Origin of the sequence: Microcoleus sp. A6-C6 (genome assembly GCF_036705955.1) — a bacterium.
Classification (GTDB): Bacteria; Cyanobacteriota; Cyanobacteriia; order Cyanobacteriales; family Microcoleaceae; genus Microcoleus.
This window is the reverse complement of the sequence record NZ_JAUBVR010000060.1, coordinates 10,158-32,618: the sequence shown is the minus strand read 5'-3', so window position 1 is coordinate 32,618 and position 22,461 is coordinate 10,158. Positions and strand designations below refer to the sequence as shown.

The 22,461-nt window shown below is 47.2% G+C and carries 17 protein-coding genes; 11 read left to right on the top strand and 6 right to left on the bottom strand.

Translation table 11 applies throughout. The annotated features are described in order from the left end of the window. Positions 1 to 546: 546 nt before the first annotated feature. Positions 547 to 1,977 (top strand): MFS transporter, encoded by a 1,431-nt coding sequence (locus tag QUB52_RS21215; protein WP_332972841.1) that lies wholly within the window; start codon positions 547 to 549, stop codon positions 1,975 to 1,977. A gap of 229 nt (positions 1,978 to 2,206) precedes the next feature. On the opposite strand, the gene rpsD is transcribed toward QUB52_RS21215, so the two are convergent. After that, positions 2,207 to 2,815 carry a 30S ribosomal protein S4 gene (gene rpsD / locus QUB52_RS21210; protein ID WP_265236032.1) on the bottom strand — a complete coding sequence of 203 codons (609 nt, stop codon included), beginning with the start codon at positions 2,813 to 2,815 and terminating at the stop codon, positions 2,207 to 2,209. Between the two features lie 196 nt (positions 2,816 to 3,011). Here rpsD and QUB52_RS21205 point away from each other — a divergent pair, with 196 nt between their 5' ends. Continuing rightward, positions 3,012 to 3,620, top strand: a complete 609-nt coding sequence (locus QUB52_RS21205) for a hypothetical protein (RefSeq protein WP_265236028.1) — start codon at positions 3,012 to 3,014, stop codon at positions 3,618 to 3,620. A gap of 319 nt (positions 3,621 to 3,939) precedes the next feature. Then, positions 3,940 to 4,287 carry a rhodanese-like domain-containing protein gene (locus QUB52_RS21200; RefSeq protein WP_265236026.1) on the top strand — a complete coding sequence of 116 codons (348 nt, stop codon included), beginning with the start codon at positions 3,940 to 3,942 and terminating at the stop codon, positions 4,285 to 4,287. A gap of 65 nt (positions 4,288 to 4,352) precedes the next feature. Here QUB52_RS21200 and QUB52_RS21195 read toward each other — a convergent pair whose 3' ends face one another. Beyond that, positions 4,353 to 6,077, bottom strand: coding sequence for an AAA-like domain-containing protein (locus QUB52_RS21195; RefSeq protein WP_265236024.1), 1,725 nt, complete (start codon positions 6,075 to 6,077; stop codon positions 4,353 to 4,355). A gap of 298 nt (positions 6,078 to 6,375) precedes the next feature. On the opposite strand from QUB52_RS21195, the gene metK reads away from it, so the two are divergent. From metK to QUB52_RS21165, 6 genes are all read left to right on the top strand, one after another. Then, positions 6,376 to 7,638: a methionine adenosyltransferase gene (gene metK / locus QUB52_RS21190; protein ID WP_265236023.1), complete on the top strand. Its 1,263-nt coding sequence runs from the start codon at positions 6,376 to 6,378 to the stop codon at positions 7,636 to 7,638. 122 nt (positions 7,639 to 7,760) lie between these two features. Next, entirely contained in the window at positions 7,761 to 8,927 is a 1,167-nt protein-coding gene (locus tag QUB52_RS21185) for a glycoside hydrolase family 10 protein (protein ID WP_265236021.1), read from the top strand. 331 nt (positions 8,928 to 9,258) lie between these two features. Beyond that, positions 9,259 to 11,166, top strand: a complete 1,908-nt coding sequence (locus QUB52_RS21180) for a HEAT repeat domain-containing protein (protein WP_332972840.1) — start codon at positions 9,259 to 9,261, stop codon at positions 11,164 to 11,166. Positions 11,167 to 11,741: 575 nt separating this feature from the next. Next, positions 11,742 to 13,757 (top strand): sensor histidine kinase, encoded by a 2,016-nt coding sequence (locus QUB52_RS21175; protein WP_265236017.1) that lies wholly within the window; start codon positions 11,742 to 11,744, stop codon positions 13,755 to 13,757. 113 nt (positions 13,758 to 13,870) lie between these two features. After that, complete coding sequence (locus QUB52_RS21170) at positions 13,871 to 14,017, top strand: hypothetical protein (RefSeq protein WP_265236015.1); 147 nt, start codon at positions 13,871 to 13,873, stop codon at positions 14,015 to 14,017. Positions 14,018 to 14,268: 251 nt separating this feature from the next. Continuing rightward, the gene (locus tag QUB52_RS21165; RefSeq protein ID WP_265236013.1) at positions 14,269 to 14,457 is read left to right on the top strand and encodes a hypothetical protein; all 189 of its coding nucleotides are present in this window, start codon (positions 14,269 to 14,271) and stop codon (positions 14,455 to 14,457) included. A 161-nt stretch (positions 14,458 to 14,618) separates the two neighbouring features. On the opposite strand, the gene QUB52_RS21160 is transcribed toward QUB52_RS21165, so the two are convergent. Further along, positions 14,619 to 15,536, bottom strand: a complete 918-nt coding sequence (locus tag QUB52_RS21160; RefSeq protein WP_265236046.1) for a cation diffusion facilitator family transporter — start codon at positions 15,534 to 15,536, stop codon at positions 14,619 to 14,621. A gap of 241 nt (positions 15,537 to 15,777) precedes the next feature. Between QUB52_RS21160 and QUB52_RS21155 the strand changes: the two genes are divergently transcribed. Beyond that, positions 15,778 to 16,125, top strand: a complete 348-nt coding sequence (locus QUB52_RS21155; RefSeq protein WP_332972839.1) for a hypothetical protein — start codon at positions 15,778 to 15,780, stop codon at positions 16,123 to 16,125. 219 nt (positions 16,126 to 16,344) lie between these two features. Here QUB52_RS21155 and QUB52_RS21150 read toward each other — a convergent pair whose 3' ends face one another. From QUB52_RS21150 to mtnA, 3 genes are all read right to left on the bottom strand, one after another. Beyond that, positions 16,345 to 17,187 (bottom strand): sulfurtransferase, encoded by an 843-nt coding sequence (locus QUB52_RS21150; RefSeq protein WP_332972838.1) that lies wholly within the window; start codon positions 17,185 to 17,187, stop codon positions 16,345 to 16,347. A gap of 14 nt (positions 17,188 to 17,201) precedes the next feature. Beyond that, a complete protein-coding gene (locus QUB52_RS21145) occupies positions 17,202 to 17,777 on the bottom strand; it encodes a type IV pilin-like G/H family protein (protein ID WP_332972837.1) in 576 nt (191 codons plus the stop codon). Between the two features lie 85 nt (positions 17,778 to 17,862). Continuing rightward, on the bottom strand, positions 17,863 to 18,924 hold the full coding sequence (mtnA, locus tag QUB52_RS21140) for an S-methyl-5-thioribose-1-phosphate isomerase (protein ID WP_332972835.1): 1,062 nt from the start codon (positions 18,922 to 18,924) through the stop codon (positions 17,863 to 17,865). Between the two features lie 496 nt (positions 18,925 to 19,420). Here mtnA and QUB52_RS21135 point away from each other — a divergent pair. After that, a partial coding sequence (locus QUB52_RS21135) for a DUF4347 domain-containing protein (protein ID WP_332976262.1) occupies positions 19,421 to 22,461 on the top strand: 3,041 nt, incomplete at its 3' end.

Sequence of the window (22,461 nt, the reverse complement as noted above, 5' to 3'; positions counted from 1 at the left end):
GCTATTATTATCAGTTAACGTGATTTTTGTCAAGTGATATTTTGTCTTGTCAGTTGCCCTGAAGCAAGGAACAGTTTTTTTGAAGTGCGATCGGCAACTCGATCGTCTTTGATTCTATAGATTTAGCTAACCCTAAAGGTTTGAGAGCAGAGTGGAGGCGATCGCGCCAAATTTATTTTGAGCCTTGGGGCGACTTGTTTGACAGAGAATTAGAGCAATTTTTGGCTAAATGTTGCGATCGCTTGCTTGTTAAGCCCTAAAACCTAGGTTTTAGCAGTCACAACGTTTATATCTTCCAAGCGGTCGATGCCACAGCGACCGACGATCAACTATATTAATCATAATTACCCGGAAGTGCCAGTCTCACTTTCAAGCTAACATCTTGAAAGTGGGACTGGCTTTATCTTAATAGGCAAACTCAGCAATTTGTAGTAAAAAAAATAAATTTTATCGACATTTACCGGCGAAAATAATTAAATCTCCAGCAACCCTCAAACTTTTACAAAATAAGAATTGTGCAAATATAAAATCTAAAATTATCTGACTATGGTTGAACCAGTTACAGAGTCAAATAAACATCTATTTATTCAGACTCCTGAAATACTAGAAAAGAAAATATCTCAACTCGTTCTACCTTCACAAACACCTCTCAAATTTTCCAAACAAGATATTAGATTGACGCTCAAAGCCTCAACTATAGAAGGCGTTTTTGCCGCGGTCTTCGAGTCGGCGACTACCGGCCTGCTACTGAGCAACTTCTTGCTGCAACTCGGCGCAAGCAGCGTAGAAATAGGCATATTATCTGCTATTCCGATGCTGGTAAATCTCCTGCAACCATTAGGAGCGTACATCGCCGATCGCACAACTAGCCGCCACTGGTACAACCTAGCGATATTCGGCGTGTCGCGGCTGCTGTGGCTGGTGCTGGTAGTCGCAATTGTTTGGCAGCCTTACCGCGCCGATCGCCAACAACTGCTCCAGTGGACGCTAGCAACAGTCCTAGCCGCTAGTGTGCTAGCAGCTTTTGCCACTTCTAACTGGTTTAGTTGGATGGCTGCGGTGGTTCCTCACCGTTTGCGGGGACGCTATTTTGGCTTTCGCAACAGTGCTACCAGCTTAGTTGCTTTACTGGGAGTACCACTAATGGGACTGTTCGTGTCAGCCTGGGATTCCCACCCAATTTTGGGCTATGGTGTTGTTTTATTTTTTGGTGTTGTGGCGGGAATGATTAGTTTGGGGTATCAATTCTTGATGGTTGATGTGAATCCGCAGACATACCGAAAAAATGCAGAGAGCGATCGACTCCCAGAGAAAAAAGAAAAGCAATTAACAGATTTTGTGCCTTCAGTGCTGAAAGATTCTAATTTCTTAATGTTTATTTTTTACTTTAGCGTGTGGACATTTGCAGTTAATCTGAGCGCGCCTTTTTTTAATATCTACCTGCTGAAAGATTTAAGCTTGGATGTGAGTTTGGTAACGATTTATTGCAGCTTGAGTTCCGCAGCAAATCTGCTGCTGCTGATGTTTTGGGGCAAGTTAGCCGATCGCTGGGGAAATCGCCCGTTGTTGATTGCGGTGGGGCTGGTGGTGGCTGTAACGCCTTTGCTGTGGCTGGGTACGGGCAATTACCCGTTTGCGGTGTGGGTGTGGCTGCCGCTGCTGCACTTGCTGGGGGGAACGACTTTAGGGGCGATCGGGCTTTGTACTAACAATATTCAAATGGAGATCGCGTCGATCGAACAACCATCGACTTATTTTGCGATCGCCGCAGCAGTTTCGGGATTAGCTGGGGCTTTGGGAACTACCACCGGAGGCTTTCTTGCCGAACTTCCCGGCATGAGTTTGGGGGCACTGTTTGCCCTTTCGGCTGCTGTGCGGCTGGTGGGATTGCTGCCTTTGATTTTGGTACGAGAACCCCGCAGTGTGTCGCTGAGGTCGATCGTCCCCACTTTTGGACTTTTCAAATTAAACGATTAACGGCCAACGATTAACCATTAACAGTTAATCATTGACCGTTGAAAAGCTTTTTTCAGCCTTCAGCATAGCTGTTTCTAAAAAATTAGTCCTTAGTCCTTAGTCCTCACTATTCAGTAACAATTAACTAATAACTAGGGACAAACCCAATTATTGATTTTTTGCTAGCAACTAACTGATGACTAATAAGGTTTGCGTGCGAGCGAGGACGCTCGCACTAATGACTAATAAATTAAGCTTGCCGCGAGTAGTATTCCACAACTAGCAGTTCGTTAATCTGAAGAGCAATCCACTCACGTTCGACAATGCCGTTAACTTTGCCAACCATTTTTTGCTTGTCAAATTCCAAGTGACTGGGCAAGTTAGCCAAGCCTGGATCTTTGAGATTAGCTTCAACCATCGTGCGCGATCGCTCTCTGTTTTTCACTGCAATCACTTCACCAGGCTTGCACTGATAGCTGGCGATGTTCACTTCACGATCGTTAACAGTGATGTGACCGTGATTTACCAATTGTCTAGCGGACGGAATGGTTGGAGCCATTCCCATCCGAAACACAGTATTGTCCAAGCGCATTTCCAAGAATTGCAGTAACACTTGACCTGTGGAGCCGGTGACACGGCGGGCTTTGCGGACGTAACGGAGCAGTTGGCGTTCCGTCACACCGTAATTGAAACGGAGTTTTTGCTTCTCCTGCAATCGAACCGCGTACTCAGAGAGCTTTTTGCGGTTTTGACCATGCTGCCCAGGCGGATAATCCCGTCTGGGAGTTTTCCGGGTTAGACCCGGCAACTCTTTCAGGCGACGGACGATTCTTAATCGGGGGCCTCGATATCGAGACATTTATTTTCCTCTCTAATTTCTGTATGCAATTTTATGCAGACTCTATATTATATGTTGGTAACGGTGAAAATTTGCACAAAAATCGATAAAAAAAATCGATCAACCGCAGCCATCCGTAATGTGCGGTAAATTTTGAAGTAAAAGCCGATCGCGCGATCGACCCAACCAGCCCAAAAAACTCACCAATCGAGCTGCCATGCACAACCCCAATTTTTTCCGCACTGCTTCCCCAAAGCCAGCACCGCGCTGGATGTTGGCTCTCGGCACTCCCCTAGTCGCGCTGAGTTTGTTAGCAGCAGCACTGCCAATCTCGCCAGCATCAGCGATCACTCTGAGATTCCCTCGCACTCAAAATCCCTATCGCGTCTGCGCTAAGGAACTAATCGAAGCCGGAGTCGGGGCCGAGGCAGCAGCAGCAGCTTGTGCCGACGCCCTCCACCCCCGCGATATATCTCGATGCACCCTCCAAATCAACCGCAAAACCAATATTTCTGGCCTCGAAGCGCTCTCTAGCTGTCGGCAGGTGAGACGCCCCGACGAATTGACTACTTGCGTGGTGAATATTAACAGTAAAACTAAAACTCAACCTGCTGCTGCCCTGTTAACGCTTGATGGGTGCCGCCGCAGTTTATTGCCAGAAGTGTTTGCTGAATGTGTAGTCGGGTTGAGCGGCAGGCTCGACTTTCCCACGGACAGGTTAATTGCCAGTTGTCTCGATCCCAGGGGCACAGTCAGCCAGTTGGACGGGCGTCCTGCACCGACGCCTCCTATGGAGCTAATGCCACCGCCTTCGCGGCTCAATTAATTAGTTATGGGTAATTGGGAATTGGGAATTGGGAATTGCTAATTGCTAATTGGTAATTGTTGTGAGTACGACCGTCCTCACAACAATCTGTGGACGCACTTGCGACCTCAGAAACCCGGTTTCTACGAGTTTTCTCGTGAATGGACGTAAAACTCCTAGAAACCGGGTTTATAGCTCCTATTCGTCATCCATGAAACTGTCCGAAGAGTTGACTGTTAACTGTTAACTGATTCAGGACGAATGACCAATGACCAATGACCAATGACCAATGACTAATGACCAATGAATAATGACCAATGACTTCTTTTTTTATAATCAAATGTCAGAAATGTTTGCTCAAATTACAGTCGAAGAATTAGGTCGCTATTTAGCAGAAACCAATGCTGATAAATTGCAGCTTGTAGACGTGCGGGAACCTGATGAAATTGAACTCGCGGCGCTACCGGGATTTGTAGCTTTTCCTCTGAGCGAGTTTGCCGAATGGTCTGGTGAAATTGACGATCGACTAAACCGCGACACAGAAACCCTAGTTCTGTGCCATCATGGAGTGCGATCGGCTCAAATGTGTCACTGGTTGAGCGATCGAGGATTTACCAACGTTAAAAATATCGTTGGCGGGATCGATGCTTACTCAATGGTAGTCGATCGCACCATCCCCCGCTATTGAAAAATTCTTGAGTCGGCGTCCGGCGGACTTCGTTTGTATAGTAGCGGTTTCAACCGCCGAGTAGCTCAATTAACAGCAGCAAATCGAAAATTTAAAAGCGTGCTCATAGTCAATCGATCGCGCCCGTGCCTTTTCGAGTCGTAAAGAGCCTCATCAGCCGCCAGTACCAGCGTTGCTGCATCATTTTCCGGCCCCGGAACAACGCTGGCAATTCCCAAACTAATTGTCACCACAGAATTAGGCAAACAGTCAACACTCTCCGGGTTAAAAACAATATTCACAGCTTTAACTTTGGTTCTAATATGTTCGGCAACCAACAGAGCACCCGCCGCATCAGTTTGAGGTAAAATCACAGCAAACTCCTCGCCACCGTAGCGAGCGGCTACATCAGCGGGACGCTGGAGGGCTCGGCGAATTGCTTGAGCAACCGATCGCAAACAACTATCTCCAGCTTGATGTCCGTAGGTATCATTATATATTTTGAAATAATCGATGTCGCACAAAATTAAAGATATTGGAGAGCCATCGCGAGCATTATGTTTCCATTCTGCTCGCAAGCAACTGTCAAAATGCCGTCTGTTGCCAATTTGAGTAAGTTCGTCCACATTCACCAAAGCTAGCAGCCTTTCATTTTCTTGCTGCAACTCCTCCCAACCAACAGCCGAGAAACTGTCCTCGCACAAATTTTGGTCTTGAAAATACAGGCGATACAATTCGCAAGACAAACTACAGTTATTTCCCTCTAATTTGACAAGTCCCATGCTGTCTAACTGATAGGCCATCAAAGGTTCGAGGTGAATGCTATTTTTAGTATCAAGAACTTGTTGGAAGGCGGCGGCGAGTTCGGGATTCTGTTGAATCGCGATCGACTGATTTCGCAAGTAGTCGCTATAAATGCCGCTTTGAGTAGGAGCTGTTTTTAATAGTTGTTCCAACTCGGCTCGCCCCAGTTCCTCCCCAGACTCATGTTCCGCAACCGACAGGCGGTTTTCCTGCAAAATTGCCAGGTGATACAGCGCTAAATGCACTAAATAAGGATGACCGCCTACCATTTGCATTAATTGCTCAATCGGATAGCTATCGCTCCAGTTCAGTCCGTGCCTGCGCGCCAAATCTTCGACTTGTTCAGTAGTAAATTGGGAGAGTTTAATCGGCAGTCCTACATTGAATGGAGATTGATTTAGACTCAAAGCAATATAAATTTCTGTCGAGTGAATGACCACGATTCGCAGTTTTTCCCAGGTTTCGCTCTGTCGTGCTTGTTCGTACCAAAAACGGAGCAGTGGCAGGAATTCTTGAGCAATTTTGGCGCGTTCAAATACTCGGTTTACTTCGTTGAGTACCAAGACAAGGGGACTGTCAATTTGTTCGAGCAAATAGTTTTCAAAGTAAAGAGAGCAGCTTACTTTGCTCCCCATATCTTCATCCCAGAATTCATCGAGATTTGGTTCGAGTTTGAGTTGGCGAGCGACATTGACACACAGCCAGCGCAAAAATTTATCTAAAGTAGCAAAAACTGCTTCGTCGGCTTGCTGAAAGTCTACAGTGACTGTGCGGTATCCGCGATCGACCGCCGCGTTAATTATCCGCAGCATCAGCGAACTTTTGCCCATTTTTCTGGGAGCTTTAATCCGAATTAGACTCCCTGGCTTGCCAATTTCTGCGCAAGCTCTGGCTTCGGCGGGCGATCGATTGATATAAAATCGAGAGTCAAGCGGTATTGGGCCGCCGGGAAATTCTAAGTCTGCAACCGTTTGGATTAAATTTGGTGATTTTTCGATTCCTGCCATAGTGCATCCGCGAGGCGATACCCTGACTGTATCTTACCTTTCTAGGGTTAGGGGGGTGCAGGATCGCAGTCAAAGTTCGATCGACAATCCTACACAATCTCAGTTTTTCGGGACTTCCCGGAACTGAGTTTGCTATAGTAGTGTCACTTTAGCTAATCTCAAACCCTGCTTAAACTCGCACCAGACAGACACAAATTTTTCGGCGACCGAGACGCGATGATTCTGCGCCTCTACGTGAAAAATCAGTCGTCTGTCGCCAATGTCGCAGGATTCACACCAATCAAAGGAGAAATAATCATTGTCACGCCGCTACCTGTTTACCTCTGAATCTGTTACTGAAGGCCATCCCGATAAAATCTGCGATCAAATTTCAGATACAATCTTAGATGCCTTACTGACTGAAGACCCTAAAAGCCGCGTGGCTGCCGAAGTTGTCGTCAATACGGGCTTGATGCTGCTGACGGGCGAAATTACCACTAAAGCTCACGTAAATTACATAGAGTTGGCGCGGAAAAAAATAGCCGATATTGGCTATATCCACCCTGACAACGGATTTTCTGCTAATAGCTGCTCAGTGTTGGTGGCTCTTGACTCTCAATCTCCCGATATTGCCCAAGGGGTGAATACGGCTCATGAAAGTCGGGAACAATCCAGTGAAGAGGAGTTGGATGCCATTGGTGCTGGCGACCAAGGTTTGATGTTCGGCTTTGCTTGCAACGAAACGCCGGAATTGATGCCTCTGCCGATTAGTTTAGCGCACCGGATTTGCCGTCAATTGGCCGCAGTCCGCAAAACTGGTCAATTGCCTTACCTGCGTCCCGACGGCAAAAGCCAAGTTACCGTAAGTTACGAAGACGGGAAACCTGTTGGCATTGATACGATCTTAATTTCTACGCAGCACACTGAGGCGATCGGCGATATCACTGATACAGCCGCAGTTCAAGCCAAGATTAAAGCAGATCTTTGGACTGCTGTCGTCCAACCCGTGTTTGCCGATATTAGCATCAAGCCAGATGCAGAAACTCGCTTTCTTGTCAACCCCACTGGCAAATTTGTCGTCGGCGGGCCTCAAGGAGATTCGGGTTTGACTGGCCGCAAAATTATTGTGGATACCTACGGCGGCTATTCCCGTCACGGAGGCGGTGCTTTTTCGGGCAAAGACCCCACGAAGGTAGACCGCAGCGCGGCTTATGCTTGTCGCTATGTTGCTAAAAATATCGTGGCTGCTGGTTTGGCCGAAAAGTGTGAAGTGCAGTTGAGTTATGCGATCGGCGTAGCGCGGCCTGTTAGCATGATGATCGAAACTTTTGGCACTGGAACAGTTGATGACGATCGCCTTTTAGAAGTTGTGAAGCAGCATTTTGAACTGCGTCCGGCGGGAATCATTCAGGCATTTAATTTGCAGAATTTGCCTGCTGAAAGAGGCGGTCGTTTCTATCAAGATGTGGCGGCTTACGGTCACTTCGGACGCACTGATTTAGACTTGCCTTGGGAGCAAACTGATAAGGCCGAGCTTTTGAAGGAAGCCTTGAGCCAGCAGTTGTCTGGAGTAGCTGGATAGTAAAATTTCAGGGGCGGGCTCTTCGGCCCACCCCACAAGAAATTTGATTAATTGTGGAACGGGCTTCTAGCCCGTTGCTAATCATAAAAAATTGTACAAAATCTGGTAAATCATTAGACTCAATGCCATTTTTAGAGCCATTCCAGTCAGTGATTAGCAGTTTCAAATCTTTGTTAAAACAGCAGTTTGCGGTTCCAGTCAACGCAAAAAATCCCATAACGCCAACCACCTTTGATCCTCGCAATCATGGAATTCGCGGCGTTTGGATACCAAGCACCGACTGCAAAGTTCTCACCTCAAAACAGCGAATTGCTGAAGCAATGGAATTTCTCGCCGATACGGGATTTAATACAGTATTTCCTGTAGTTTGGAACCGAGGTTTTACTGCTTATCCTTCTCAAATTATGCGCGAACAATTTGGGGTAGAAATTGACGCACGCTATCAAGGTCGCGACCCTTTAGCAGAATTAATTGTTGAGGCTAATAGAGTTGGTTTAAAAGTTATTCCTTGGTTTGAATACGGATTTGTGAGTTCTTACAATCTCAACGGCGGTCATTTGCTAGCAAAGAAACCTGAGTGGGCGGCGCATGATTGCAGCGGCAATTTACTTAAGAAAAATAACTTTGAATGGATGAATTCTCTTGACCCAGAAGTGCAAGATTTTTTGCTGGGTTTGATGCTGGAAGTTGCTAGGAATTATCCGGTAAATGGTGTTCAAGGAGACGATCGCATTGCGCTACCCTGTGAAGGCGGTTATGATGCAAAAACGGTTAAACGCTACCGCCAAGAGTGCGGGAGAGAACCGCCACAGAATCCGAGAGAGCAACATTGGCTGCACTGGCGCGCTGGTATAATTACTGAGTTTGTCGCTCGATTGCACCGAGAATTGAAGGCTATTAATCCTGATTTGTTGCTGTCGATGTCGCCAAGTCCCTATGAATGGGGATTGGTGGAATATTTGCAAGATTCTAAGTCTTGGGTTGACAGAAAGTTGGTCGATATGCTTCACCCGCAGTTTTACCGCCGCGATTTTAACGGTTACAAACAATTGGTCGATCGACTAATTGATCAACAACTTACTGGCGAACAAGTGCATTGCGTGTCGCCCGGTGTTTTGTTGGCGAATCGAGGTAGTAAGTATAGCATGAATCCCGATCTGTTGTTACAAGTAATTGCTTATAACCGTTCTCGTGGCATTCCAGGAGAAGTGCTATTTTTTTACGAAGGTTTGCGCGATCACGATAATGCTTTGGCTGAGGCTTTGAAAAATGGGCCCTATGCGAGGTGAGAGACTGTGGCGGAATCGGGCTGTTTCTGCTTTGCTGCGTTCAACGGTCGATCGATATTTCCAGCCAACTTGGTATAAAATGATATAGCGCGAAGCTCGTCTAGTTAACAGTGCATCTATGCCAAGCAGCCAGCGCTACTAATTGTTAAGCCGATCGCAAAAAAACAGATAATCAATCATTTGGGAGTTGTTAAAATAGTCGAATCCGACATATTTTATAAGTGGTGCAAGTTTTTTTATAAGTTGAGTTTTGTAGTGCAGACTTATTTTTTTATGACAGCGAATTTAAAAGAGCAATCTCACGCGATCGCCAAAATATGAGGATAAATCAATGAACTCAGCAGCAACCCTCATCCAACAGCTACCAGAGCTCAGCGATGCTGAATTCAACCAAAAATATTTGAAACAAAAACAAGGGATGCACAAATTGGCGGCAATATTGCCGCAAGTAAAACAGCAAAGTCTGGCTTTGCGCGCCATAAAATTAGCCCTAAAAGTAAATTTAAAACTCGGCTCGAAGCTAGCAGGAATGGTAAAGCCGGAGTTTCAACTAAAAACAGTAAATTTAATCAAAAAAATTAAAACTTCGCCGCAGCTCAAAATTCAACTGTTGGCACTAACAAATTCCGACATGGCAATTCCGATGCTTGTCAAAGCCTTGAACCACAAAGAAAGTGCAGTGCGCCTTCATGGCATTCGCGCGATCGGGCAAATTGGCTCAAGGGCGGCAGTAATTGAATTAGCGCAGGTGCTCGAATCGGAAGATTCCCAAGTACAAGCTTGGGCGGCTTGGACCCTGGGAGAAATTGACTCGAAACCAGCAGCCGCAGCACTGATCGAAGCCCTCAACCACAAAGCCCCCGGAGTTCGCGCCTGGGCGGTTTGGGCCTTGGGTAAAATTAACCCGAAAATAGCTGTCCCCGCCATGCTCAAAGCCCTGAAACACGAAGACGCGGAAGTGCGCTGGCGGGCGGCCGTCAACTGCGGGAAAATCGGCGGATCTGAGATGGTTCCGGGGCTGCTTTGCGCCCTCAGAGACGAAAATCAACTCGTCCGCGCTAGGGCGGCGGCGGCTTTGGGGAAAATTGGCGATCGCGACGCAGTACCCCGCTTAGTAGAATTGCTTCACGATCCTGACTCCTATGCCGTTTCTTTGAGGGCCGCCGAAGCCTTGGGACAAATCGGGACGGAAACGGCTGTGGCTGGGCTGCTGCAAGCCCTCAACCATCAGGACTCAGATGTGCGTGGCAGTGCAGTTTCTGCCCTGGGGGAAATCAGCAGCGAGGTGGCTGTGGTGGCAGTAATGCGATCGCTCTCGGATCGAGACATTTTCGTGCGCGGCAGGGCGGCTGTTGCCTTGGGGAACATCAATACAGCCGGAGATGCTAACTTGCAAAAAATGGTCGCAGCGGGACTGGCGATCGCACGAGGCGACAGTGAATCCTATGTGCGATGGAGAGTTGCTGCTGCTTTGGGGGAAATTGGGACAGACGAGGCTGTCGCAGGTTTGGTGCGGCTGCTGGAAGACGAAACCTCTGGAGTCCGCCAAAAGGCTGTTAAATCCCTCGGTCAAATTGGCTCAACCGCTGCTATTTTAGCTCTGGAAGCAGCTTTAAAGCGCGAATTTGCTGACATTCGCGCCCTAGCAGCCCAATATTTGCCGGATGTCGGCGCTGAGGTAAAAACAGTTTATTTTGAGGAGGAAGTTGCGACGGATTTATCGGGTGAAAAACTGCCGAAAATCCTGATTGCTTCGGAATCAGAAGCCAGCGAGTATATTATCGATCGCGCTGCGGGGCGGGCTCTCAAATACGTGATCTCGATCAGCAGTCCTGGTGTACCCGAACCCAAAACTTTTCACAAAGTCCCGAACCGACTCCGGCTAGAATTTAATGACCTCGAAACCCCCGTTGACGACCCCGATCGCGTTTTGGCTACCATTGATGATGTACTTCAAATTATTGACTTCGCCCGCCAAATATCGGCGCACCCCGGCCAATTGCTCGTCTGCTGTCGAAGCGGCATCAGCCGTTCAACAGCCGCAGCTTTGACTGTTTTTGCTGCGCTGTTGGGCCGGGGCAAAGAACGGGAAGCTTGGGCCCTGGTACTCGCCGCCAGACCCCAAGCTAGGCCGAATCGCTGGATGGTGGAATTGGCAGATCAAGCTTTGGGTAGAAATGGTAAGTTAGCACTTGCGATCGAATTGACCGCTACAGAGGTCGCAATTGCCAACAGTTAACCCGCAGGAACCCGGTTTCTTTTGGTAAGTCATAAAGTTATACTCAACTTACAAAACTTTGCCTCAGACTTGTCGAAAGTGGGGCAGGGATGCCAAAAGTCGATCGCTCTTAGTGCAAAAGCGCGATCGGCTGCCACATTTATGACATTCTGTGGTAAAAAGTAGTCGGATGCTCAACAAAAACTGTCAAGCAATCGTCGCATTACTGGCAGCAAAACCCCAAAGCTGAGGAATCGGGTGCATTGTCAACAGACAATATCAGCTTTGGGCGAATCACAGGCAAAACACATCAGACAGAATTTTCTGCCTGTAATATTCTATGCAGCAATAATTCACTGCCGGGATAAATATTTAATTTTTTGCCTGCTGGAGACTTTTACCAGTCGAAAAAGTAATTTGGCAACAGCCATCAACAGCCTAATTATCAATTAGACATCAACCGAATTTAAGTTTCTCCTCAAACTCGATCAGAGTTTCAGATACTTTTTCGCAGATGTCTACTGGAAAACAGACAAGCTTTCCCCTTTGAAGAACTTAAGAACGTGGTAGATTTTAACAGAATACAGCGGTTGCATATGTCAAAAATTAACTTGCTCAAAAAAACAGGGAACGAAGCAAGTTTATCGGTTGCTATTTGGGAAGGTAAGAATGAGTTAAATCCAGAGTTAGAACAATTTAACCAGCAGAAAAAACCTGTGGTAACGCCAGAGGTCAACCCAAAACAAAGCAATGTAGGTAAACTAATGAGGCTCTTTGTGTCCGAACAAATTTCTTCTGTAGAAACCCCACATCCCAAAGTATCCATCCATGATTTTTTGAAAAGAGCATCCTTGAAACTCAGCAAAATTTTGCCATCTAACATTGCAGGTTGGCGCATCCATCAAAAAATTGGCGGTGGGTATTTTCTAGCAATAGGAATCGGCTTTATTGGCTCCCTGAGCGGACTGGTGATTGCCGACTTCTACCAAGGAGAAGGATTAAAACAACTCAATGATGCTCACGCACAAGCGCAATTGCTCGGAAATTTTAAAGATGCAGCGCTGGCTGCACAATTGCAGGGAGCACAGCTAGATTCTTTTGTAGATGATTCTGCCAAGCTCCAACTCCAAGAAAAACAGTTTTCCCAGAGTATTCTCAAGGCAAAAAACTTGCGGTTTCGCATAGAAAAGTTTGCTGATAGCCAACCCGCTTGGCTGGCAGCAAAGCCGGAAGTTCTCAAAGGTTTACTGCAAGATTGCACGGAAAATTTAGAATCCTACGCCGATACTCTCAAATCAACTTTGCAGCAAATCCAGCAATCGCAACTCTCGCCTCTGGAGATAGAGTCTGCCCGAAAAATGTTGGCTACAGAAAGCGGAGAAGGTGCAAAAGTGCTCGACAGCCATCTTCAGGAATTGAGCAAAGTCCTCGATATTGCCCAGCAGCAAGAGTGGCAAGGCGGTGTAGTGATGGAGGATGCCCAAGGAATCGAAAAGGGCATCATCATTATTAGTATGCTGCTTTCGGTAGCGATCGCCGGAATTGTGGCTTACCGTACCAGTCGGGCGATCGCCAAACCAGTCATCAGCGTCACCCAGGTAGCCGAACAAGTGGCCGCCGAGTCGAATTTTGATTTGCGAGCACCCGTCACCGGACAAGATGAAATAGGCTCATTAGCTGTGTCTCTCAATCACTTGATCGAGCGAGTTTCAGAACATACAAAAGAATTGGAACAAGCTAAGGAAGAAGCCTTAGCGGCTAGCACTGCTAAAAGCCAGTTTGTCGCCAATATGAGCCACGAGTTGCGGACGCCTTTAAACGCGATTATCGGCTACAGTCAACTACTTTTAGAAGATGCTAAGGATTTCGGATACAAAGATTTTGTTGATGACTTAGATAAGATTGAAAATGCTGGTACGCACTTACTATCTTTGGTTAACGATATCCTCGATTTGTCAAAAATTGAAGCGGGTGGTGTGAAACTCAACATCGGAGAATTTGACATCGAATCGTTGGTTGATCGTGTGGCGTTGACGATGAAATTGTCGGTAGAAAAGAATGGCAATGTTTTAGAAATAGAGTGCGATAATCAAACTGTCGGCACAATGCACGCAGATTTGGCGAAAGTGCAGAAAGTGCTGCTGCATCTGCTGAACAATGCTGCTAAGTTCACCAAAAACGGCAGGATAAAAATCAGCGTCAGCCGCACTGAAGGCACTGGAGAATCGAATGCAGCTAAGCTGTCGGATGTTGACAATTCAATGGCTGCGGGCTGCACTAAATCGAGTTCGATTGCTTGTCCAGGTGCTCATGTTGAAGCATCAGATTGGATTTGCTTTCGAGTTAAAGATACTGGCATTGGAATGTCTGAAGAACAGCAGCACAAATTGTTTGAAGCATTCACCCAAGCTGATGGTTCGGCGACGCGCCAGTACGGCGGCACTGGATTGGGGCTGACAATTAGCCGCAACTACTGTCAGATGATGGGCGGGGAGATTTTGGTGGAAAGTGAGGAGGGCAAAGGGTCTATTTTTACTGTCCGCATACCAGCAGGAAATAGTTCATATAGCCTTTCTCAGAAAGATCAGATACGCGAACGGGATCTGGCATAGGGCATAGGGCATAGGGCATAGGGCATAGGGCATAGGGCATAGGGCATAGGGCATAGGGCATAGGGCATAGGGCATGAGGCTCTCCTCACCACGCGATCGAACCGCTATACACGATGGTATTGCGGTTCGATCGCACTTTTGCTCAATCCTACCTGCTGGGAATCAGCATTGATCATACCTTTAGCGCCATAGAGTACGATCGCGCCGCCAGATTAATCACACAATACATCCCCGATCCACAAGAGCGATCGGCTCTTTGAGAAATCTTCCAGTGTCGCCCAACCGACGATGCTTGCTATCAAGTCACTTACGAGAAAGAATTGGTTTAAAGCCGGAACCCTGAGCGAGGAGAAATTAAAATCAGACGATTCATTACTCCAATCCTCGGACTTCTTTTGTCAAGTGCTGTCAACTGTCAACTGTCAACTGTCAACTGAATGAATGAGTGACAGACTACTACCCGCGCTCGGTGGTTGCGAGCTTTGGGCTCACAAGTCGAAATTCTGCTACCTTGGGACTTGCGACAGAAAATGGCTGTAGAAATCCAAAAAACTGCCAACTTGTACCAATAGTCTTGCGATCGATAATTATCAAATTTATTGTGGAAAACTTGCCGATTCCTGTGGAAAACCCCCCTTTTCCTGTGGAAAAGCGCCACAAAATGAAGTGCGATCGCTTGAATCCGATTGATAAGATTTAAAAAAATCGAGGAATGCCGATCGCAAAAACTCCCTTCCTCGTTCCTCCCTCAACCTGCTGTTTACTGGGGGATACGGCCTAGATATTTCCTCCTTCCCTCTTCCTCTTTCCTTCTTCCTTCTTCCCTCTTCCTTCTTCCTTCTTCCCTCTTCCTTCTTCCTTCTATTGGGCTTCGTAGCTAATTTGGTCGGACTTGTAAGCCGGAGGCTCGACGTGAATTAAGATGCGTACAGGGCTGAAACGTTCTTCCAAACGGGCTTCTACTTCTTCTGTAATCTGGTGAGCAGTTTCTACATCGACAGCATTGACGATCATGTGCATATCAATAAACACTTGACGCCCGATCATGCCACGGGAGGCGATCGAGTGACAGTTGATAACTCCGGGCACATCCATCGCGATCGCCTGGATAGTTTCCGGTGCGATCGCCATTTCATCCACCAACCAAGGCAAATTTTCCCTTAAAACTTTCCAACCGCTGCTAAATACCAAAAGAGCCACAGGAAAAGACAAAAACACGTCCAGGGATTGCAATTGAGGTATGTTTAAAACCTGACCTTGCCAAACACCGATCAACCCGCCGATGACCATAATTGTCACCCAAACATCGCTCATCGTGTGTTGAGCATCCGCCACCAAAATCGAGCTGCGGAGACGTTCGCCAACTCTGCGCTCGTAAAACGTGACAAAAATATTAATTCCCAGTACCAGCAGCAAAATCCACAGTTCATTTGGGGATATTTTGACAACTTTACCGCCGTGTAGCAACCTTTCGACAGCACCGCTGAGAATTTCAAAACAGGCAATTCCCAGAAAAACCGCAATTCCCAGAGCTCCGAGAGCATCAAATTTCTGGTGTCCGTAGGGATGATCGCGATCGGGCTGCGGATTGGCATAATGATTAGTTACCAATCCTAAAATATTATTAGCGCTGTCAGTGACGCTGTGCAAGGCATCTGCCAGCAAACTCAGGGAACCTGTCAGCCATCCCACGGCTGCTTTAATTGCCATCACTAGCAAGTTTAGCAATAAGGTAATGATTAAAACCTTGCGGACTTCGGAACGGTTATCGGCAACCATAGAATCTCCTCTATCAGCCATCTAGTTTTCAGGCTTCTAGTTTAAAGCTGATCCAGTCATAAAAGGTTAAAAGTATTGCAGAACCTAGCTTGCGACTAGATTTATATTCATTAATTTAGCCGAGCTTCTTGAGACAAATTTCAATTAATAGCATTCTCGCAGTCCAATAAAGCTGGAATGTACTTCTTTTAGGTTAGTGTATATTTTATCATTAACAATCGTATGTTAAATTTCATTGCCCATGTCTCTTTCTCCGCTAACACTGAATTTAATTGAAGGTTCTGTCTCCTTTAGCTTTTCCGCGCAAGCCGCGCGGGATTTGCAAAGTGCGATCGCCACTTTGATGGACAGCTTGAAAGCCGTAGCAGCCAAAACCGCTGGTGCTAAAGCCTCTCCCCAAAAACCGATGGAATATCGGTATGCAGGGGATGTATTCCTGGAGGTTTTCTGCAACCCGAATATCTGGGCGACGCCCTTTGCTGCGAAAGTGCTGATTACGGTTAGGGACGATCGCCTGCGCGTCACCACCGAAGCCGAACTGAGCCGCCTGCGCGACGATCTCGCTCAGTATATCGAACAAGTCGGTTGAGATTGTCCAACTAAAACCCGCCCGTTTGTCAAGGTTAAATGCCTGATAAATTAGCGGGTTTTGTCACAATTTAGTACGGTGCGTTAGTTAAGCTGTTCTGCATTTAAATTGTTTAAAAGCAGAACAGCTTAGTCATGAGAGATGCGGACTGAAGTCCGAACGATCGAACCTATTTTGATTGCTGATACTTGACTAAAATTCTTATAAATCTTAAATATACTAACTTACACTACGACTTTTTTCCAAAGGATAGCTATCCGCCGGCGAAGCCGACCATTCCCACATAGAACCTGCATAATTCTTAGCATTAAATCCCAAATTTGTCAATACACAAGTCAACCATGCAGAGCGAACTCCCCCCGAGCAATAATTCACAATCTCACTGGACTCCGAAACCCCTTTCTGCTGCAAAATAGCCACAATTTCCTCGCGTTCCAGCAGTTTTCCCTGCTTGTTTGTCAACTCTTTGTAGTAGAGATGCACCGCACCGGGAATGTGACCGCCCCTGGTTTCTCCGTAAGGCGTTTTACCTGCATATTCTCGCGGCTCCCTCGCATCAATCACGGCTAAATTATCATTACCTAAAATAGCTTTTAAATCATCTCGATTAATTTCTCGATTCGAGCGGCGAGATACAATAAAATCTCCCGGCTGCGATGGATGATTTGTGCGCTTTGTGCGATCGATTCCAGCTTTCACAAAAGCTCGATATCCTCCATCGACAAACACGGCTTTTTCCTGTCCCAAAGTTCGCAGCATCCAAACAATCCGCCCGTCTTCGCCCCAGCCTTTCGCTGAATCGGCAATGACTATGACTGGTTGGTCTTGACAAATTCCCAATGCTTGCAATTTTTCTGTTAAAACTGCATCATCTTCGATAATTTTGCCTTGGTGCGGAAAGTCGGAACAGGTAAATTGCTGCCAAGTTACGGGAATAGCTGGCGGGAGACGGCAAAACCACTTTAAAATAGGTTCGCGAGCATCAAGCAGAGTAGCTCCTTCTAACAGCAACTGCTTAGCTAAATCTGCACTTACTATCCAATTATTTGCTAGATTACACATAAATTAAAGATAGTTTATTGAGCAATTTTTGCTGTCTTAGCAGCGCAGTTTAAGACCCCATTAGTATTAATGGGATTAGCTGGCTTAGTCTTGCCCGGAGCTACATTTACACACAAAATTGTTTGCCTCTTGTTGTCTACCAAAAAAACTCCTCCCACAAAACTTTTGAGATTAGCTTTATTGGACACTGCATAATTAAATACAGCTTTATTCCCGGTATTAATTGAATATTTGTAATTAGCTGTATCAGCTTTAATGCGGCCTAGACCTAGATTGGAAACAGAACTGGTAAAACCAGTATTGTTTGCATAGTAGGCTTGCTGAGCTTTATTCATCGCTGCCACATATTCTTTGGCTGCTGATTCCTGAGCTTTCAAGGTTGGCGACAATTGAGCCTGAGCGACTGTAGCAAAAACAACTGGCAAAGTTATAGCTGCAATCGCAACTTTCCTCTGCCGGTTGCGAGATATATAAGTCATGTTTTTACGATTGCTTAAAAGTTGATTTCCGGTAGGAACACGGCACTGCCGTGTCCTTACAGATGTCAGGCTTGTCTCTACCGATATCCGGCTTTCTTCTACAGATTTCACGTCAATTTTATCGGCAAACCCGCTTGACAAAAGCGGGATTATTTGCAGCAATAACTCGTGAATTGATCGGGTGAGTAACATACAATTAAACTAATTGTTTTGCTTGAAACTGTTTCAACTCTCCAGGAGCAACCGTGCCGTGTTCGGTGATAATTCCTGAAATTAATTCCGCCGGAGTTACGTCAAAAGCGGGATTGTAAAATTCTACACCCTCTGGACAAATTCGCGTAGTTCCAACTTGATACATTTCAACTGGATCGCGTTCTTCAATGGGAATTTTGCTGCCGTCGGAAAGTTCAAAATCAATTGTAGACAGAGGCGCAGCGACAAAGAAGGGGACGTTGTGAGCTTTGGCAACAATTGCTAAACTGTAAGTGCCAATTTTATTGGCTGCATCGCCGTTAGCAGCGATTCTGTCTGCACCGACAACTACTGCGTGAATCATGCCTAGTTTCATGCAGTGGGCGGCCATGTTGTCGGCGATTAATGTGACGGGAATTCCTTCTTGCACGCATTCCCAAGTTGTGAGTTTTGCACCTTGGAGACGGGGGCGAGTTTCGTCTGCAAATACTCTGCCGAGTCTGCCTTCTCGCCAAGCAGAACGAAATACACCTAATGCTGTTCCGTAGCCGGCTGTGGCTAAGGCACCGGCGTTGCAGTGAGTTAGTAAGTTCAATTTTTCGGGTGTGGCTGGCAGAACTTCTAAGCCTTTGTCGCCGATATCTTTGCAAGTTTGCAAGTCTTCGGCTTGAATCGTTTTAGCCATTTCTAACAAAGTTTTCTGTACTTGTTCGACGGAACCGCTAGTTTTCTCGGCTGTTTTGAGCATTCGCGATATTGCCCAAAACAAATTAACGGCTGTGGGACGAGTCGATCGCAATAATTCACCAACTTGTTCTAGTTTAGCTAGAAATTCGGTGCGATCGCCCGTTTCAATTTCCCTCGCGCCCAAATACATCCCGTAAGCTGCCGCTACGCCGATCGCCGGAGCACCTCGAACTATCATAGTTTTAATGGCCTCAGCCATATCTTGAGAGCGGCTAATTTCGACTACACCGTATTCTTTCGGCAGTCGGTTTTGGTCAATTAGCAGAACTCGGTTTTCAATCCAGGTGATGGGGGAAACCGGGGATTTTTGAGCAGTCATGGATTTCAATCATGTGAGGGACAAGTTTCTATGATGCCATGAAGGCGACTATTTCTCTATGTTATGGGCGACAGGCTGGATTTGCCAAAATCGAACGTCCTGCGGTTTGAGATTGAAGAATTGCTGAATACTTATAACTTTACTGGGTTTGAAACTTGCGTATAGTTACACTCTTGTTCACAAAATTGTACTGAGTTTAAAATATTACATTAAGTTGTGTAAATTATATTGACATTTTTTGAAATATTTCCGGAATCGGGAACAAGCTAGCTGTACGTGGGGTCAGTCTTTTTTAAGTTGAGAATAAAAAAGTGCGATCGACCAACTTTCGATCTCCAAAAAATTACAAAAACAGATAATTGTCAAGTTTGACATGGGCAACTTTTATTGATTTGAAGGCTGTTTTGTGGTAGCCATATCTGTAGCTGGAAGTTGGGGCGATCGCGCGAAAACAACATCTTGAAAACCTAGTTAGGTGCATGGGGTAAAGGTAATTATGAAAAACTTACAAATAGTCTTCGTAGATTCAGCAGTGGAAGATTGGCAGAGTCTGGCTGCGGGTGTGAAACCGGGGATAGAAGTCATTTTAGTCGATCGCACGCGGGACGGCATCGAACAAATTTCCGAAGCATTGCAAAGCCGCAAAGGTATAGAAAGCGTTCACATTATTTCTCACGGGGAATCGGGAAGTTTGCAGCTAGGAAAAACTAAGCTGAACTCCGACAATTTAGAAAGGTATCGCGACTTTTTGCAACGGTGGTTTTCGTCCTCTGTCAATTCAATTCAAAATCGATTTGAAATTCTGCTCTACGGATGTAATGTAGCAGCGGGTGAAAAAGGAGCAGCTTTTGTAGAAAAGCTCAGCAAGTTAACAAAAGCTAATATTGCTGCTTCTGCTGATATTACGGGGAGTGCGCAAAAAGGCGGCAATTGGGTACTTGAATACGTTACTGGAGCGGTTAAAACAGGATTGGTGATCGAGCCGGAGGTGATGGCCAATTACGCGCACGCTTTGGCGACGTTTACTGTTCTTAATACCCTTGACGCTGGGCCGGGTTCGCTGCGGCAAGCGATTTTTGATGCTAATGCTGCTGCTGGGGCGGATATCATTAACTTCGCCATTCCCGGTGCAGGCGTGCAGACGATCGCGCCCCTGAGTTCCTTGCCACCCATCACCGGGGCTGTAACTATCGACGGTTTCAGCCAACTAGGGGCGGCTCCTGCGACTGCGACTACTCCAGCTACGGTACTGATTGAGCTAAGTGGAGCCAGTGCCGGGGCAGGGATCAACGGCATACTAATCATTGGCAGCAACAGCACCGTCCAAGGACTAGCGATCAATCGCTTCAGCAACTCCGGGATCTTCATCGCAGGCAACACTTCCACCGGAAACGTAGTGCGGGGCAACTACATCGGCACCAATCCTGTAGGGACTGCTGCCTTGGCTAACGTCAGCGGCGTGGTGGTTGACAATGCACCGGGCAACACGATCGGCGGAAGTACAGCAGCCGATCGCAACATCATTTCTGGCAACAGTCTTTTCGGCGTGTGGCTCAACAACACTGGTGCTGCAAATAACATCGTCCGAGGTAACTACATCGGCACAAGCACGGCAGGCACTGGTGCTGTGCCCAACGGTGGCACTGGCATACAGGTTCAAGGTGCGCCCAACAACACGATTGGCGGGACTAACCTGGGCGATCGCAATTTAATTTCTGGCAATGGCAGCGCTGGCGTATTCATTGATGCTGTCACAGCTACAGGCAACACTGTACTGGGCAACTTCATCGGCACCGACATCAACGGCACAGCAGACTTAGGCAACACCGGTTTTGGCGTAGCAATTCAGAATGCACCTAGCAACACGATCGGCGGAAATACCGCAGGTGCGCGCAACATCATTTCCGGCAATAATGCTTTCGGTGTAGTCATTCAAAACACCCCTGCTACCAGCAACGCTGCCACAGGCAACAGAGTCGTGGGCAACTTCATCGGCACGGATGTCAACGGTAACGCAGACTTGGGTAACACTTTGACTGGCGTACTCGTACAGGATGCTGCCAGCAACACGATCGGCGGGATTGCTGCGGGCGATCGCAACATCATTTCCGGCAATGACGGTTTCGGCGTACAAATTCTCAACGCCAATGCCACTCTCAACTCGGTACTCGGCAACTACATCGGCACCAACGCCGCAGGCACCGCTGCTTTGCCAAACATTATTGGTGTGGTTGTAGACAATGCACCCAACAATACGATCGGCGGTAGTGTAGCCGGCGCTGGCAATATCATTTCCGGCAACAGCAGTCCCAGCGCCGGTTTAGGCGTCCAGATTACAGGCGCTTCTGCAACAGGAAACATCCTGCGCGGGAATTCGATTGGCGTTGCAGCCAACGGTACTAGCCCATTAGGGAATAGCTCGCTAGGAGTACAGATTACTGCTGCGGCAAGTAATAATGCGATCGGCGGTACGGCAGCGGGTGAAGGAAATATCATCGCCAATAACGGCAATATCGGCGTAGGTGTTGACTCCGGTACCGGCAACAGCATCCAAAATAACTCGATCTTCGCCAACGCCGGCATAGGAATCGACCTCGGCAACAACGGCCCCAGCCCCAACGATACAGGCGACACCGACACAGGCGCCAACAACCTCCAAAACTTCCCCATACTCACCACCGCCAATGTCGGCCCCGGCAACGTCACCGTCGCCGGAACCTTCAACAGCATTCCCAGTAACACCTTCACCCTGCAATTTTTCGCCAACACTCCCCCCGGCACTCAAGGTCAAACCTCGATCGGTTCTGCCACAGTCACGACTGATGCCGCCGGCAATGCCACTTTCAATCAAGTTTTCCCCGTAGCAGTCGCTCCGGGTCAATTAATCACTGCCACAGCCATTGACGCTGCTGGCAACACCTCTGAATTTTCCGCACAGCGGGTGCTTGTCGCGCCGCTGGGCAGCATTACTGGTATCAAATTTAACGACTTAGATGGCAATGGCACTCAAGCAGCGGGAGAACTTGGTGTCCCCGGAGTGACGATTTTCCTAGACACCAACAATGACGGCATTCTCAGTGCCGGCGAAACTTCTGTCACCACGGGTACTTCTCCCAATGGCAGTTTCATTTTCCCCAACTTGCCGGCCGGCACTTACAATGTTCGGGAAGTTGTGCCACCTGGCAGTAGCCCAACCAGTCCTAACCCAGCTACAGTAACGATCGCAGCAGGTCAAACTAATCCTGCTACAGTCAATTTTGGCAACCAAACGATACCCGCGACTCTCAGCAGCATTTCTGGTATCAAATTTAACGACATTGACGGCAACGGCACTCAATCGGCCGGAGAACTTGGTGTCCCCGGAGTGACGATTTTCCTAGATACCAACAATGACGGTATTCTCAGTGCCGGCGAAACTTCTGTCACTACGGGTACTTCTCCCAATGGCAGTTTCATTTTTCCCAACTTGCCGGCCGGCACTTACAATGTTCGGGAAGTTGTGCCACCTGGCAGTAGCCCAACCAGTCCTAACCCAGC